The organism is Pedobacter frigidisoli (assembly GCF_004331675.1).
Taxonomy (GTDB): Bacteria; Bacteroidota; Bacteroidia; order Sphingobacteriales; family Sphingobacteriaceae; genus Pedobacter; species Pedobacter frigidisoli.
In genome coordinates this window covers 315,340-332,561 of record NZ_SJSN01000001.1, presented here as the reverse complement: position 1 = coordinate 332,561, position 17,222 = coordinate 315,340, and the positions used below count along the sequence as shown (strand labels likewise).

Here is a 17,222-nt window from a genome sequence, read left to right as displayed (position 1 = left end):
TCCAGTAAACATCAACTATTATTCTGCTAACAAAGTTGATATTCTGGCATGCTGGTAATTTCCACGGCGGTACTTCTTAAGCCTTTATTATCACTCACCATCTTGGTGATTTTATCATTCAATTTAGGTTGAAGCAAAAATTCCGTCAGCTCTAATGGAGTAGTGCCGTTAGGGAATGTATCTAAAAACTTAGGCCAGTTTGCGTTTGCATTAACATACGATTTTGGTTTTGCATTGGCATTTGCATTGTTTGTTCCTGCTCTACTTAGGGCAATTACAGCTTCATCTTCAGGATCGGCCTTGCCACTAAAATCTATTTCTCCATCGTTTAAAACTAAGGATGGAATGCGCATTCTCAGCATTAAAGAAGAGCTATCTATCCAGCTTTGCCCGCCGGGCCAGCCTGCTACATTTGGTGGGTTAAATAAATATTGGCCCAAGCTACTTTGCAATTGAATGAGTACTAAAGGTTTGTTATAGGTAACATAAAACTCGCGACTTAAACCCACCAAAAATTCTGCTGGTGACTTAATTTTTGTTCCAACATTTTCAGGCGCATAAAACCAATCTGAGGTAAACATTTTTCGCATCAACTCGCCAATATCATATTTAGAATTGTAGAAATGATTGGCCAATTCCTTAACGTGGGCTTCATTAGGCGTATCGTTCACAAAAAACTTGTAAACTTTTCTGGAGATAAACTCCGCTGTTTCAGGTTTTTCTAAAATGATATCGATAATATTTTCACCTTGAAAATTCCCTATTTTGCCGAAGAAAGTTTTGGTTCTATCATCATGCTGATTTTGTCTGAAGTTAAATGAACCATCTTTATCGTAGGTCCAACCAGTAAATGATCGGGCTGATTCCTTAATGTCTTTTTCACTGTAATTTCCTCTACCCAATGTAAAGAGTTCCATCAATTCTCGAGCGAAATTTTCGTTAGGTTTGCCTTTTTTATTTTGTTGGTTGTTGAGGTAGTTTAACATTGCAGGCGATTTTGAAACTTCTACTAGCAAAGTTTTAAAGCTGCCTAAACCGTTTTTTCTTTGGATATTATTAAGCTGTTGCGCATACATCGGGTTGTTGCTGCGGCAAGCGAAATGCCCATGCCAAAAGAGCGTCATTTTCTCTCGTAATGGTGATTGAGTGTTAATCATTTTGCTTACGAAAGCAATATTTAAATCGCGACTAATCTCATTTTGCATTCGGATAATTTCCTGACGCATTTTCTTCTCTTCGTCGTTTAAATCCTTTTTTGCGTATAAACCAGCCTGAACTAAAAGCTGTCTTTTTTCTTCCGATGGATCGACAAGTTTTAAGGCATCATCATCTTTTGGTTCTTTGAGGAGCCCATCTACAACCTTTTCAATATTTTTTTTACTCAACTTATGTAAATCTGGGTAGGATATACCGAAGCCCGCTCGATTATAAAGATGCTTTACTTTGAGGAAGTTATCTTTTGCTTTCATGATGGACGATTTAACAGTATGACATTATTAAAACGTTAAGGTTTAATGTTTGTTTTCTTTCTTATTTTCGCCTATGTTTTTTCAACTGCTTGATGATGATGTAAGTTTTCCTGACCCTGCCCTTGCAGAGGCTGATGGCTTACTTGCTATCGGTGGCGATTTAAGTTTAGAAAGATTGCTCAATGCTTATTCAAATGGCATTTTTCCTTGGTTTAGTGAAGAAGATCCAATCCTTTGGTATGCTCCACATGAGCGGTGTGTAATTTTTCCAGAGCGGATTAAGGTAAGTAAAAGCATGAAAAAGATCTTTTCATCAGAAACTTTTACCATCACAGTAAACAAAGCCTTTGAAGAGGTGATATTAAATTGTGCCAATACCCCACGAAAAGGGCAGGATGGAACCTGGATAACCAATGAAATGCAGAAAGCGTACATCAATCTCCATCAAAAGGGATACGCACAAAGCGTTGAGGTTTGGCTGGGAGATCAACTTGTTGGGGGTTTGTATGGTTTAAAAATTAATCGGGTTTTCTGTGGCGAAAGTATGTTCAGCCACGTTAGCAATGCCTCAAAGGCAGCGCTTATTTACTTGAGCAAAATGAATATTGATTTAATTGATTGTCAATTGTCAAACGATCATTTAATGAGTTTAGGAGCAGAAATGATTGATCGTAAAATATATATGAATATTCTGCAGGCCAATAACTAATGCTTTTCGTCGATTGTATTTTGCTGTCTCATTGCCTGCTCAATTCTTCTATCGGGAATAAACCAAATGCATGCTACTATAAAGTAAAATGTTACTCCAAACCAAGGATTAATAAAACTTAGTGCAACACCAGCAACATAAAAAAGCAAAGATATTTTTCCTTTAGAATCATTTCCTATAGCGTTTACAACCAAAGAATTTTCTCCCTCAGTCTTTTCAATAACCATCACTAAAATTGTATAGCTAACAGCGGCCAGAAATAATACGACGCCATAAACAACTACAGGCCATAGGGCGAAATGATTTTCACCCATCCAACCTGCGGCAACCGGAAATAGCGAGAGCCAAAACAAAAAGTTTAAGTTTGCCCAAAGCATTTGTCCACTTACCTTTTTTACAGCATGCATTAAATGGTGATGGTTGTTCCAATATATCCCAACATATACAAAACTTAAAATATAACTTACAAACTTCGGAATTAATGGTTTCAATGTCGTTAAGGTTTCGCCTCCGGGAACTTTTATTTCCAAAACCATTATGGTAATAATAATGGCAATTACACCATCACTAAATGCTTCTAGTCTTCCTTTGTTCATAAAATTACGTTCGTCTTAGTCGGGTACAATTATCAATCAAATTATCTTAAAAAGCAAAAAACCTGTGAGAAGTTATCTCACAGGTTCCTTTATTTAAATTGAAATGGATTAAAGTTCCCTTACCCACATATTTCTAAAACTGATCGCTGGACTAGGATCGCCATGATCTTGTAGTTTGATAGATGCAGCTCCGTGTTTTTTATATTCTGGAGCACCAATATACCTGGTTTCACCTTTTAATACATAGTTATTTTGTAACAGCACTCCATTTAAAAACAGCGTAACGCTTGCTGGTTTGCTCACAGTTCCGTCCTCATTAAAGCGAGGTGCATTCCAAATGATGTCGTAATATTGCCATTCGCCCGGTTTTTTATTTGCATTTGCCAATGGAATAGCTTGTTTATAAACACTACCTGTTTGTCCGTTAACATAGGTTTTATTGTTGTAGGCATCCATAATCTGGATTTCGTAACCATCATCGCCCCCACCTGTAGAAGCTAAAAACACACCGCTGTTTCCACGAGCTTGTCCTTCACCAGAAATGTTTGTAGGAATTTTCCATTCCATGTGCAATTGGTAATCGGTAAATTTTTTATTGGTCTCTATGTTTCCTGTACCTTTTTTTACAGTAAAAAATCCATCATCTATAGTCCATAATGCAGGTTTAGAAGGATCTTTTACAGAGTGCCAAGCATCTAGGTTTCTGCCATCGAATAAAATAATTGCGTCAGATGGAGCTTCTTGTGGCAGCTTTCCTGGAATTACTGTTTTAGGAACGGGCTCCCAAAGCTCTGTAGTTTTTGGATCTTTGGCCGGATCTACCTTTTTATCTTGTGCCATTGCCTCTACTGCGAAAAATGCCGGAATAAATAATAGTGCGTATTTGTTCATAATTATGTGTTAACAGTTTAAAGTTAACCAGTTTCTTAAGAAAAGGAAATTTCGTATTTAAAATTTTACTACAAGTTGTCAACAACGTATGTTTCCGTCACTAAAATTTCATCTGGACCAAGTGCCTCTCGTCTTTGTTCGGCTAAATCCTTTAACGGACAGTAACCTGTTATTCCTCTGTAAAGTAAGCCAGCGCCAATTGCAGCGCCTGTTAAACCGATAACTGGATGAGAAAAAATGCCCGTAATACCTTTAAAAAGTAAATATGTTCCAGCTGCACCAGATAGCCAACGCTCCGAACTTGTTACATTTCCAAATAATTCAGGATATTTCCAAGCTTCTTTTACATTACTAATCGTTTTATTTAAATCTTCATTTGTCATGATAGTAGAATTTATGTTCTAATTTATAACAAGCGAAAGGGAAATGAGTTTTGTTTTAATTGACATTGAATTGGGGTTTTATTTGTTTTTAGAAAATTAACAAGCAGCTGCTTTTGGCGGCTTTCACTCCCGCTCCCGCTTCTGCCAACAATGAAGAATTGTTGGGCATCCCGCTTCGATCGGGTTTAGGCACAAAGGGTTGTCTACAGAATGCGTAAATATCAGCATAATTGCAAGGCAAGGTTGTAGCATACAAGTCCTGTTTTGCAATGAAAAAATTCCTTAAATAATTAAACCTGGTAGTAGCGGTAGCCCCCGATTTTTTCAATCGGGGCTAAAGCGAATAACGGGGCTAAAGAGGCCATGAGATTCTGATATTCATTTTCAAGAAAAAAGATTCTCCAAATGGCAAGAATTTTAAAATGTCAAAAAATGTTTGATTATGGATGATAAAAATGATTGAGATGATATTTGGTTCCGTGTTTTCTGCGTTTCCGTGGCTACAAAATGTATTTATTTTTAATTCAATATATCTCGAATATCTTCTTTGCTCAACGATTTAAAGAAACTTTCTTCCGTTGTAATCAACGAATTTGCAAGCGATTTTTTACGGTTTTGTAAGGCAAGAATTTTTTCCTCAACGGTATCTTTGGCGATGAACTTATAAATGAAAACCTTTTTGTCTTGTCCGATGCGATGCGTTCTATCGATAGCTTGTTGTTCAACAGCGGGATTCCACCATGGATCCAAAATAAAAACATAATCGGCCTGGGTTAAGTTCAAACCTACGCCACCGGCTTTTATGGATATTAGAAATACCTTTAAATCAGCATTCTGCTGAAATTCCGATACGATTTCTCCGCGATTACGTGTAGAGCCATCTAAATAGGCGAATGGAATATTTTCAGCTTCAAAATGTTTTTTGAAAATATCGAGGTGTTTTACAAACTGCGAAAATACCAAAACCTTATGGCCGCCTTTTAGAACGTTATCCAAGGTATGAATCACATTTTCAAACTTTCCCGAATCAGAAATGTAGGTGCCATCAATCATAATCGGGTGGTTGGCCAACTGACGTAAAGCCGTTAATCCCTGCAAAAGCTGAACTTGTTTTTGGGCGAAAGTGCCATCATCCATACTTTGCAAAAGATCGTTGCGATAAGCTGATTTAGTTTTTTCGTAATAAGCGGCTTGGTCTTCACTCATGTCGCAATAAATAATCTGCTCAGTTTTTGGAGGTAATTCTGATGCAACCTGTTCTTTTGTTCGGCGAAGAACAAAAGGTTTTATAATCGATTGAAGTTTTCGGGCTTTCTCCTCATCTTTTTTCTTTTCAATTGCCTGAACGTATTCCTCATAAAAGAATGCTTGGGTGCCCAGTAAACCAGGATTTAAAAAAGTAAGCTGCGACCATAAATCGCCAACCGAATTCTCCACAGGTGTACCACTTAAAATTAACCGATGTCTGGATTTTAAGCTGCGAACAGATTTAAATGATTTCGAAGATGGGTTTTTAATATTCTGACTCTCATCGAGAATAACGTAGTTGAAGTAGAAGTTTTTCAGCTCATCTACATCCACTCGGGTTACACCATAAGTAGTAATTACAATATCATAATTCGCAAAATTGGCAACATCCTTATTTCTGTTCGTGCCTGTATGTGCAAGAATTTTAAGTTTTGGCGTGAACTTTTTAGCCTCCGTTAGCCAATTATAAATTAATGAGGTTGGCATAATAATTAGAGAGGTGGTTTGCGTTTCAGCCAACTGATCATCTTCCTTAACTTTTTGCAACATTGCCAAAGTCTGGATGGTTTTACCCAAACCCATATCATCAGCTAAGCAGCCGCCAAAATTATATTCACGTAAGAAACTAAACCAATTGTACCCCGCTTTTTGGTAATCGCGTAAACTGCCTTTAAAGTGAACGGGCATTTGTGTATCGGCAATATTCTCAAAATCAGATAAACGTTGAAGTTTACGCTCCAAGGTTACATTTGCCAAGCTGTCTTCAGCCAAATCGTTAATTAAGCCAATGTGGTGTTTCTTAAGTTTGAGGGTTTTGCCTGCCTCAGCCAAGCTGAATAAACTTCCATATTGTGTAAACCACTTATCAGGAATAATGGCCACTTCGCCATCGGGTAATAAAAATTCTCTACGTTTATGTAGAATATGTTGTTTAAGGGAAAGGAATGGAATTTGATATTTCCCGAACCAAACCACAGCATTAATATCAAACCAATCGTTGCCTTCTTTTACTTCTAAATCAATTTTATTGGCGCCAAAAACAAAACGTTTTTGCCCGGTTGCTTGTTCAATTTCGAAACCAGAAGCTTCTAAAACCTCAATGTGCTCGTTTACCCAATTTATGGCTGCGTAACTTGGGTTTTCATCTTGCGAAGCAACCTCTAAATTGTGCAATAATGTACCCGTCTTTTTTAGTCCGAGCGATAGTAGTAAATTAAACTGCTTTTTCTCCCAATCTGCAGATCGTTTTATGCGGTGGAAGATATAATTATCGGCAGTTTTCTCTAAACGAACCGTAACTTTATGTGCATTTTCTACTGAAAAAACATACTCTCCATATTTAAAATACAGTTGTATTTGAGACAAGCCACCATCAACATAAAAAACTTTTACAATGGGTGTTGCATCAAATTGCTCAGTTCTAATTTCGAATCCTTCTGCATATACATGGTGCTTCTCTATCAAAGGAGCAACAAACTTTTCAAAGTACGTAGCTTCTGTAGATTTTGGAATAGAGATATATCTTTTTGCCAAAAACGGTTGCAGTTTTTTACCTTCAATATCCTGATCAAAGAAATATAAAACATCGTTTAATAATAACCAAGCAGGTTTGTTGCTGATAATTTGCGCTTCCTTGAACATAAATTCGATGCGCAAATTTTGGTATTTTATAGTTGGAAAATAACGGGTTTCCGTTTCGTTCCTGCGGAAATGAAAGAGGATAGAGGCAGGTTCATCTGCAAGTTCGATCTTACGTTCTACAGGCCAGCCGTCTTTATCCATCACATAAAGCTCATTCTTAATCTTTAAGATTTCTAATGCTTCGGCAAGTTTCTTTTCAATTTTAGGACGAACATTTTCATAAAATTTTGCGTCGAATATTTTGGTGAAAAACTCGGTTGGTCTGATGAGTTTTTTATAATACTTTTTTATGAGCGAATCTTGCTCAATATCATCTAAAATCTTGATGAGTTTATAGTCAATTTCGCCTAAGCAAGCGTTAAATTCTGCTGCGGTATGGGTAAAAATTCTTTGATAAGTAAAAGAGAAATCGCCTTGTGGATTCAACTGAACAATGTGAGGCTCAATTAAATAGCCTAAATACTCATGCTTACACAAAGAGTACACAACTTTACAGGCTTTAGCGCTATCTACACGTAACATTGAAGAGGATAAAAATTTTTATAAGCTAACCGCTTAAAAAACTTTAAACTTACAATATTTTGAGGTGAGATCAAAAAATGTGATGCGTTTTGCAGCTGAAATGTTTTTTTTTATAAAGTATTTGAAAACTTTTAATTAATCATTGTTTGGATTCCTGCTAATCCAATTATTCAAATTAAAATTCTGTGCTTTACACCTTAATTGGCTACAACTTATTATCTTAGCAGATATATTTTGCGGATATCTTATCAGCAAATATTAACCAGACAACGTATCCTTAAGAACTAAATGAAATTTTTTTTCGCTCTCTCGCTCTGTTTATCCATGAGTCTTTTTTGCATTGCGCAAGAAGTACCCAGAAGCACGCAATATATTTTCAACAATATTTTATTAAACCCAGCATTATCTGGCATAGATAATTATACTGATCTAAAATTAGGTTTGCGCAAACAGTGGACTGGTTTAGAGGGATCGCCAAATACACAATATCTGTCGTTAAGTACCGCAATAGGAGAGGATTTTGTTCGAAGTAATATCAATTCTTTTGCGGGTTCTGGCGATAATCCTATGAGCAGAAGTTATGTAAATAATTTCACCGCTGCCGAACCGCATCATGGAATTGGCTTGGTTGCAATGACAGATAAGGCTGGTTTGGTAAGACAAACAAGTGTGAATGTTACTTATGCTTATCACCTTGGGCTTACCAATGAGATTAATCTTTCGCTTGGTTTATCGGGCGGCTTTAATTCAATAAGCGTTGATGTACCTGGAATTGTTGCTGATGAATCTGCCGATCCGCTATTTTCTGCTGATTATAATAATAAAATACGGCCAGATGTTGGCGCTGGAATCTGGCTTTATAGTCCGAGGTTTTTTGGCGGCATTTCGATGAAGCAGATTTTAGGTTTTAGAGATAAAACAAGAAATAATCAGGTAGTAACACAGGCTTATCAATTGCCTAATTTTTATGGCACTTTTGGTTATAAAATCTTTTTAGATGAAGACATAGCAGCAATTCCATCTGCATTAATCAGCTATTGGATAAACTCTCCCGCAACTTTTGATGCCAACATTAAGTTAGCTTATCAAGATAAATTTTGGGTGGGTAGCAGTTTTAGAAATAACGACTCCTTCTCACTTTTAGCTGGATTAAATATCGCTTCATTGGTTAACTTAAGTTATTCTTATGATGTAAATACTTCCGGCTTACGATCGGTTAATAACGGTACTCATGAAATTGTATTGGGTATTCTGCTTAATAACCGTTACCAAGTGAGGTGTCCAAGCCGTCAGTTTTAACGCAGAAGTGTTATGCTTCCACCGAGAGGTTTACATTCTGCCCTTAAATCGATTACATAATAATAAACACCAGCAGGTAATTCCTTATCCCTAAATCTTCCGTCGAATGGTTTGGTGTAATTTCCAATAGATTCGTAAACCAACTGACCGCCTCGAGTATAAATCTTGATATTTGTTCCCTTAAAATCTGGAAGACCTCTTACTTGCCATATATCATTCATTCCGTCGCCGTTTGGTGTCATGGTATTGGTCACTTCCAAGTTATCATGCGTTACTTCTACATGTACTTTGGTGAATTCGCTCATGCACGAGCCCAAAGTTCTTCGAACGTAATAATCTGCAGTTTTGGCTACTTTGAAATTGAAGACGCCATTCTTGCTTTCTAGAAATGGCTTGCTATCTTCCATATCTTCAAAAAGTTGATAAATGCCTTCTTCTGGAGCAGTAACGGGCAAAGTGATATCAGAAACGTAACAAACACGAAGATCGTTGATGATTGGCGCTACAATTTTAAAGGGCTCATCAATAATGGTAAAAGGCTCGCTAATGGCATAACCACAAGCCGTTTTATCCCTTACTTCTAGGCGGTAAGTTCCAGCGCCAACATTAATTAAGTCTTGAGTGTATTGTATAGCTTCGCCTGTGGCATTTATCCATTTAAAATCGTAAGCTGGAATGCCGCCAATAACCTGAACTCCAGTTACGGATCCTCTTTGTAAACTACAGCCATCTTTACTAGCCTTGCCAGTACTTGATACGATATTAAGTTTCGGGGTAATATTAAGGGCAAACGGGCCTAAAACTTGTGGACAATCGTAAATATCGCGAGCAAGCATTCTGTAATTTCCACCAGGTAAACTTTTAAGGCTAATCACATTTCCAGATCTCGTACTTGGAATGGTGTTACCCGATTCATCAACCCAAGAATAAACTGTTGGTAATACAGAACTGAAATTTAATGTGATGCTTCCATTAATTAACTCGCAGGTTGTTGGCTGTACTTCTTGAGTATATGCAAATACGGTTGGTGTTGATGCATCTACGCGAAAAGTTCTGTCTAGCGAACAAATGTATAATGAGTTGCTTGCCCTTAGCGTATAGGTTCCAGGAGCTAAATCCATTATTTTAATCGACATGCCTGGCGAGTAGGTTCCTTTTTTAATGCTTTGTCCGGTAGGGCCAAGCCATTCGTAAGTATCGGCATTGGTAATGTTTACCAAATCTATTGCGCCATTGTTCAAGCCACATCTGGCCAAGGTTACTGTTCCGCCAGTGATAGAAACATCGCTGTAAGTGCTAATATTATATGATTGTGTAACGGGTGAGCATTGCCCTAGATCGTAAACATATAACGTATAGCCGCCGCCACCTACGTTCTCTAAATCCAAAGTTGTAGATACCACATCTGTTCCTAAAATCCCTGTAGTTGCATCACGTTTGAACCATTTATAGCTTAAGGTTCCCGTTGCATCGGAAATTACCATTCCAGAAATGCCGCCGTTATCTTTTCCGCAAGCTGCTGGAGTAGTTTTTGTTGGGCTTCTAATTTTAGGTTGTGGCTTTCTTTTAATATCGATCGGATCAGAATCTAATGAACAATTAGCCTCGTCGGTTACGGTAACGAAATAATTGCCTTCTGGTAATACAGCAGGATTTGAATTACTTACCGTCGCACTTGTGGCTGAGTTAATCCACTTAAATTTTAAAACTCCTTTTCCCCTTAAAACCTCAGCGGTAAAAGTAAAAGATGTTTGTCCGCAGGTTGGAACAGGCGCAATAATAGTGGGTTTGGTTAATTTTTGATCTTTAATTACAAATACAGAAGGAAACGCCTTACAGCCATCATCAATGGTAACTTCGTAAGTTCCCACATCCAACCCTGAAATACTTTGTGTATTACCCTTTGGAACTCTACTTCCGTCGGTTTCTATTTTTACCCAAGAGAATGTAAACCCTTCACGTACTTCGGGAATGGTGATGGATCCATTTGCACTACAAGTTACAGGTTCTACAATGGCCTCGTTAGGTAAAAGCTCCGCAGTAGAAAAAGGAGAAGTGGTCGCATTTAGCAAACTTGCTGTAGCGGTAACCATTCCTGTAACCGGAGTAGGATAAGACCATCTGCCGTCGCTTCCCGCCTGTACGGTTGCAATATAGGTTTTACCCTCGCAGATGCCGCTACAATTTACCGTGTAAAAAAGTTCTACTTCCGAATTTGGAGTTGCCTTACCATAAACACCAGTTGCATTCTTTTTGAGAATTTGGATGATGGGTTGAAAAATGCTCAATGTTTTTCCAATACCGAAAGTCTTATTGCAAAACATGCTATTTCGGGTAATTTTAACAGGCCTTGCAGATACGGTTTCTATACCGAAATTGTTATTGGCAATGATGTTTGCCTCTGCTGCTGTGGCGCCACCTATATTTCCTGTAGCATTCGCTTCAACTTTAACGCCAATACCATTTCCCATTACTATTGTTCCTGTGGCATCAGTTCCAATTGCATTTCCCGTAAGGATAAAATCGGAAGTTGTTATGGATACACCAGTAGTTCTATTGCCGCCAATGATATTATTTCTAACATAGAGTGCTGTGTTGATGGAGTTGACTTTTAAGCCGGAAATTTCTAGTGATGATGAGGATAGGAATATGGGTAATTCGTGGAAATCCTTTCTGCCGGTATAATCAACCCCTATTTTATTGTTGATGATGTTTACATCAAATCTTGCTGGAGTTGAGTAACTTGCTCTTGTTACGTCGATATTGATTTTATTTGCGGCGACTACGTTTCCCTCACCAGCATTATCTCCACCAACATCTAAAGCACAATCATAAAGGTTGGCCGATATACCGATAACGTTTGTGTTCGGCGTAATTCCATCATAAATAACCCCAATTAAATTCGATTGAATTTTTATTTTGATTGGTGCAATTGTGTTGGTGTAGAAATAACTATTCTGAATCACAATTCCGTTAATATTACCACCAATTACATTTCCCTTTCCTGCCGCACCAATGATAATATTGGTTGAACGGTAATCGATAACTATACCCGATCCTTGCCCCATGTTAACATTTTGCAGATTGGTAATCGTAGCAAAATTCCGAATGTTTAAGCCATAAATTTCTACGCCAGTAGTTTGGGTTTGGGTAGTTGCAGATTGACCAATAACAAGGCCTGAAAAGGTAGTTGTGGTGTATTCTGGTTCTAAAATAACTTTTGCTCCAGAAACGCCCAAAGCTGGCCAAGCAGTTTGCGATGTGCCATCAATAACTACGTTCGAGGAAACAATAGGTAAAGCAGTTCTTAGTCTAATGGTTCTGTTTGCGTTATCGCTTGGCGTACCAGGTAAATTGAAATTGATAATGTAGGGAGTCGTTCTATTTGGGTCTATAGCACGTGTTAAGCCCTCCCGAAGTGTTCCAGGGCCACTATCGGCATTGCTGGTTACAATATAAAGTTGGGCATAAGTATTGTTGAAGAAAAGTATGCCTATTATGATGGCTAAGTATTTCGAGAGACGCATAAAATTGTTTGGTTCGCCAAAATACGAATAAACTGTTTAGTGACTAGCGTTTTAGAAAAAAAACGATTAATTATTTTTGAAAAAGTTGATGTAGCCCAGTGAGCTATATGTTTTAAGATTTAGCAAGGGTTTTATCTTTCAGTTTAAGCTAGTGAATTTGCCACCTAAACCCGATTGTAGTGCAAAGTTCCCGATATTTCATCGGGACTTGGAACAAAAAGCGGGACCGAACCAAACCGATGAATACAGGATTTGCTTTCCAAAAAAAAAAGCATCCTGAACAAAAATCAGAATGCCTTTTATTGCTTGTTAAATACAGTATTTTTATTTCCAACCGCCACCTAAGGCACGATATAGTTCCACTACTGATTGTAATTTTTGTAGTCTATCGTTAATGCCGCTTAATTGAGCAGTTAACAAACTTTGCTCTGAAGTTAAAACATCAGTATAATTTGTTGCCGAACTGTAACGTAATAATTCTTTAGTAAAATCTACTGCCTTGGTTAAAGATGCGATTTGCTTTGCTCTGGTTTCTTCTTTTTCTGCTGCGGTTTGATAAGCATATAAAGCGTTAGATACTTCTTGTCCGCCAGTTAAAAGCGTTTGTTGAAACGTGTAAAATGCAATTTGCTGATTTGCTTCTGCGGTTTTTAAGCGAGCTTTATTTGCACCTCTTGCAAAAATTGGCTGCGTTAAACCACCAACTAAATTGTAGAAAATAGATTTGCTAAAAAAATCTTGTAGTTGCAAACTCGAAAGGCCACCAGTAGCAGTTAAAGTTAATGCAGGATAGAAATAAGCCTTGGCAACATTGGTATTCTCAAAAGAGGACCTAAAACCAAATTCTGCAGCAATAACATCTGGGCGGTTTTGTAGAAGCTGTGCTGAAATACCAGTTTGTAAATTATTGTATGGCGTTTGCTGGTCTAAAGTAGTGCGATTGATGCTTCCTGGTGCTTTTGCCAAAATAATGCTTAATGCATTCTCAGCTTCTTTAATGCTTCTCTTTAAATCGGGCAAAGTAACCTGTGCTGCATATAAATTCGCCTCACTTTGAACTACAGCGGCACCGTTTACCACTGCACCCTCTTTTAGGGCTTTCATGGTTTCCACATCCTGTAGTCTAATTTTAATTGTTTGCTCGGTAATGGCCAATTGCTTATCAAGTGCTAACAAAGTATAATAGTTATTGGCAATAGTTGCAATAAGCTGGGTTTGTACAGCACGTTTTGCGGCATCACTTTGTAATAAAGTTGCATAAGCACCTCGTTTTGCGCTACTTAACTTACCCCAAATATCGGCTTCCCAACTGGTGCTAAGCTGTGCTTTGTAAGTTTGCGTTTCGAGGTTAATGTTTATCCCGGCAGGAAAGTTTTGTGCTGCCGCCGATGCTTTATTATCGGTTACATTTACATCTGCCTGCAGAGTTGGCAATAGAGCCCCGCGACTTTGTATTAAAGTAGCTTCGGCAATTTTAATTCGTTCAATCGCTTGTTTTAAATCTAAATTTTGATTTATCCCTTGTTGAATTAGCGATTGCAAAGTGGTATCAGAAAACAAGCTTTTCCACTGCAAATCTGCCATGGTTGTTGTATCTGTTGTGTTTTTATCGCGGTATAAACCTACACTTGTAACTTCAGGGCGAGTGTATTTTTTAGTTACGCAGGCACTTAAGGTTAGTATGGTAAAACCGATTAAAATAGAATACTTATATCTGAATTTCATTTTCTGTTAAATTAGTGTTTACTGTTAGCTGTGGCTAATTCGTATTCTTCAGGTGTTTGTTCTTTTTCAATGTCCTCATCAAAAGGCGATTTGTTGCTTATTCTTTCCTGCAGTGATTGGAAAACAATAAACAGGGCTGGGATAACGAATACACCGAATAATGTACCGATTAACATCCCTCCAACGGCACCTGTACCAATCGATTTATTTCCCGAAGCCCCAACACCAGATGATAACATCAACGGTAATAATCCTAAAATAAAGGCGAAAGAGGTCATTAAAATTGGTCGTAAACGGGCTGTTGCCCCATCTATGGCAGCGTTTACAATGCTCATGCCTTTTCTTCGTCTATCAACCGCATATTCTACAATCAAAATGGCATTTTTGGCTAATAAACCAACGAGCATAATGAGAGTAATCTGTGTATAAATGTTATTATCTACTCCGAAAATTTTATCGAAAACAAATACTCCAGCTAAACCGATGGGTAAAGAAATTAGAACGGCCAATGGCAGGATATAACTTTCATATTGTGCTGCCAATAGGAAGTAAACGAAAATTATACACAGTAAAAAGATGAATACGGTTTGGCTGCCACCGCTAATTTCCTCGCGAGATAAACCTGAGAATTCATAGCCATAACCAGCAGGCAAACTTTGTGCTGCAACTTCCTGTACTGCTTTCAAGGCATCACCAGAACTGTATCCTGCATTCGGATTTCCTGTTACGGCAATCGACGTAAATAAATTGAAACGAGAAATTGCCTGCGGACCGTAAACCTTGGTTAAAGTAATAAACTCAGAAACGGGAGCCATTTGGCCTGCACTATTTCTAACGAAAATTCGGGTTAAGGTTTGTTCATTAGCACGATACTGTGCATCTGCCTGATACATTACCCTAAACTGCTTGCCGAATTTATTAAAGTTTGATGCATAAACACCACCGTAATAACCTTGCATAACACCTAAAACATCAGCAACGGTTAAACCGGCTTGTTTAACTTTCGCCACATTTACATCAATTTGATATTGAGGAAAGTTAGGGTTAAACGATGTTGATGCATACTGAATTTCAGGACGTTTACTTAATGCGGCCAAAAATCCATTTCCAACATCATTGAATTTTTTAATATCGCCACCGGTTTTATCCTGTAACTGGAATTCGAAACCACCACTGGTACCAAAACCCTGAATGGTTGGCGGAGCGAAAAAGATAATTTTGGCACCTTTAATGCCAGAAGTTTTTGCGAAAAGTTCACCTATAATAGCTTTAACATCACGTTTACGTTCATCCCATGGAGATAATCGTGAAATTACCATACCATAAGAACTACCCGAGCCGCTAATCATACTTCGGCCAACAACTGTTAAAGTATTTTTAATTTCAGGAATGGCATGTGCAACACTGTCGATTTTTGCAATAACAATTTTGGTTTCTTCTTGTGAAGTTCCTGCAGGTAAGGAAATATCAGACATGATGGTTCCTAAATCCTCATTTGGTACGAAACCTTTTGGAGTAGTGTTCATAGTCCAAACCAAAACAATGGTGAAGAATGCAATGCCCAAACCAACAAGCCATTTTGCATGGGATAAGAAACCTACAGATTTTTTATATTTCCGTGTTACGGCATCAAAAGAAGTATTGAAAGCATCGTAGAAACGATTTAAGAAATTCTTCTTCTTTTCATGTTCTTCACCATGCGGTTTCAAGAATAAAGCACACAACGCCGGACTTAAAGTCAACGCATTAATGGCTGATAAAATAATAGAGATGGCGAGTGTTAAACCGAATTGCTTGTAAAATACACCTGATGAACCTTGAATAAAACTCACCGGAATAAATACAGCGGCCATTACCAAAGTGATGGAAATAATCGCACCGCTAATGTCGTCCATTGCATCAATTGTTGCTTTCTTGGCATCAGTATAACCCTCATCCAACTTCGCGTGGACGGCCTCCACCACCACAATCGCATCATCTACCACAATACCAATGGCGAGTACTAGTGCAAATAAGGTTAATAAGTTGATGGTAAAACCAAACAAACTTAAGAAGAAGAATGTACCGATAATTGCAACTGGAACACTTATCGCCGGAATTAATGTAGAACGGAAATCTTGTAAGAAGATAAACACCACTAAGAATACTAAAATAAATGCCTCAATTAAAGTGTGAATTACCTTTTCGATTGATGCATCCAAGAAATCGTTTACGTTAACCAAGGTTGAATAATGCACGCCTTTCGGGAAAGATTTCTGTGCTTCATCTAAAGTTTTAATCGAGTTTTCGATTACTTCTTTTGCATTTGAACCCGCCGTTTGGTTAATCGCAATACCTAAAGCAGGCTTGCCATTAAATCTTACCTGACTGGCGTAACTTTGAGCACCAAGCTCTATTCTTGCAATATCTTTTAAACGCAGAATCTGTCCGTTAGCATCAGATTTGATAATGATGTTTCCGAATTGGGCTTCATCTTTTAATCGGCCTGTATATTTCAACGTATATTGAAACGCTTGGTTACCTGACTCTCCAAACTGACCAGGAGCGGCTTCAACGTTTTGGTCTGCCAAAGCACTATTAACATCACTCGGTACCAAACCATACGTGGCCATAACATCTGGTTTTAGCCATAAACGCATGGTATAATCTAAAGTTCCGAATGCACTTGCATCACCCACACCGTTAATACGTTTAATTTGTGGGATAATGTTAATGTTCGCATAATTCTGCAAAAACTTCTGGTCGTAAGATGGGTCATCACTGAATAAACCAAAGATTAACACATTACTCGCTTGTCTTTTTGCCGTAATTACACCTGATTTTGTAACCTCTGCAGGTAATAAACTAGTGGCTCTGGCAACTCGATTCTGAACATTCACGGCAGCTAAATCGGCATTTGTACCCAATTTAAAGTTTACCGTAATGGTTGCAGTACCATCATTGCTGGCGGTAGAAGTCATGTAAGTCATGTCTTCCACACCATTTATTTGTTCTTCGAGCGGAACAACAACGCTACTCATTACCACATCGGCATTTGCACCCTGGTATGAAGTAGAAACCTGCACCGTGGGGGGCGCAATTTCTGGATATTGTGAAACCGGCAACGTAACCAAACCTAAAACACCGAGGATTACGATGATGATGGATATAACCGTTGATAATACCGGCCTCTCTATAAATTTCTTAAACATATTTAATATTGATTACACTGA

At 38.0% G+C, this 17,222-nt stretch carries 10 protein-coding genes; 2 read left to right on the top strand and 8 right to left on the bottom strand.

Going from position 1 to position 17,222, the window contains the following annotated elements:
- Positions 1-26 precede the first annotated feature (26 nt).
- Complete coding sequence (locus EZ449_RS01375) at positions 27-1,469, bottom strand: DUF1800 domain-containing protein (RefSeq protein ID WP_131556157.1); 1,443 nt, start codon at positions 1,467-1,469, stop codon at positions 27-29.
- 73 nt (positions 1,470-1,542) lie between these two features.
- On the opposite strand from EZ449_RS01375, the gene aat reads away from it, so the two are divergent.
- Positions 1,543-2,178 (top strand): leucyl/phenylalanyl-tRNA--protein transferase, encoded by a 636-nt coding sequence (gene aat, locus EZ449_RS01370; RefSeq protein WP_131556156.1) that lies wholly within the window; start codon positions 1,543-1,545, stop codon positions 2,176-2,178.
- On the opposite strand, the gene EZ449_RS01365 is transcribed toward aat, so the two are convergent.
- The 4 genes from EZ449_RS01365 to EZ449_RS01350 all read right to left on the bottom strand — a co-directional run bounded on the left by EZ449_RS01365 (position 2,175) and on the right by EZ449_RS01350 (position 7,459).
- Positions 2,175-2,774, bottom strand: coding sequence for a TMEM175 family protein (locus EZ449_RS01365; protein WP_131556155.1), 600 nt, complete (start codon positions 2,772-2,774; stop codon positions 2,175-2,177). The two genes, aat and EZ449_RS01365, sit on opposite strands and share 4 nt — an antisense overlap.
- A 108-nt stretch (positions 2,775-2,882) precedes the next feature.
- Entirely contained in the window at positions 2,883-3,665 is a 783-nt protein-coding gene (locus tag EZ449_RS01360) for a 3-keto-disaccharide hydrolase (RefSeq protein ID WP_131556154.1), read from the bottom strand.
- Positions 3,666-3,733: 68 nt separating this feature from the next.
- Entirely contained in the window at positions 3,734-4,048 is a 315-nt protein-coding gene (locus EZ449_RS01355; protein WP_131556153.1) for a YgaP family membrane protein, read from the bottom strand.
- Between the two features lie 519 nt (positions 4,049-4,567).
- The gene (locus tag EZ449_RS01350) at positions 4,568-7,459 is read right to left on the bottom strand and encodes a DEAD/DEAH box helicase (protein WP_131556152.1); all 2,892 of its coding nucleotides are present in this window, start codon (positions 7,457-7,459) and stop codon (positions 4,568-4,570) included.
- 288 nt (positions 7,460-7,747) lie between these two features.
- On the opposite strand from EZ449_RS01350, the gene EZ449_RS01345 reads away from it, so the two are divergent.
- A complete protein-coding gene (locus EZ449_RS01345) occupies positions 7,748-8,758 on the top strand; it encodes a PorP/SprF family type IX secretion system membrane protein (RefSeq protein WP_131556151.1) in 1,011 nt (336 codons plus the stop codon).
- Here EZ449_RS01345 and EZ449_RS01340 read toward each other — a convergent pair.
- From EZ449_RS01340 to EZ449_RS01330, 3 genes are all read right to left on the bottom strand, one after another.
- Positions 8,755-12,285, bottom strand: coding sequence for a gliding motility-associated C-terminal domain-containing protein (locus EZ449_RS01340; RefSeq protein ID WP_131556150.1), 3,531 nt, complete (start codon positions 12,283-12,285; stop codon positions 8,755-8,757). The two genes, EZ449_RS01345 and EZ449_RS01340, sit on opposite strands and share 4 nt — an antisense overlap.
- Before the next feature lie 324 nt (positions 12,286-12,609).
- The gene (locus EZ449_RS01335) at positions 12,610-14,010 is read right to left on the bottom strand and encodes an efflux transporter outer membrane subunit (protein ID WP_131556149.1); all 1,401 of its coding nucleotides are present in this window, start codon (positions 14,008-14,010) and stop codon (positions 12,610-12,612) included.
- Positions 14,011-14,021: 11 nt separating this feature from the next.
- Complete coding sequence (locus EZ449_RS01330) at positions 14,022-17,201, bottom strand: efflux RND transporter permease subunit (RefSeq protein WP_131556148.1); 3,180 nt, start codon at positions 17,199-17,201, stop codon at positions 14,022-14,024.
- Between the last annotated feature and the right edge of the window lie 21 nt (positions 17,202-17,222).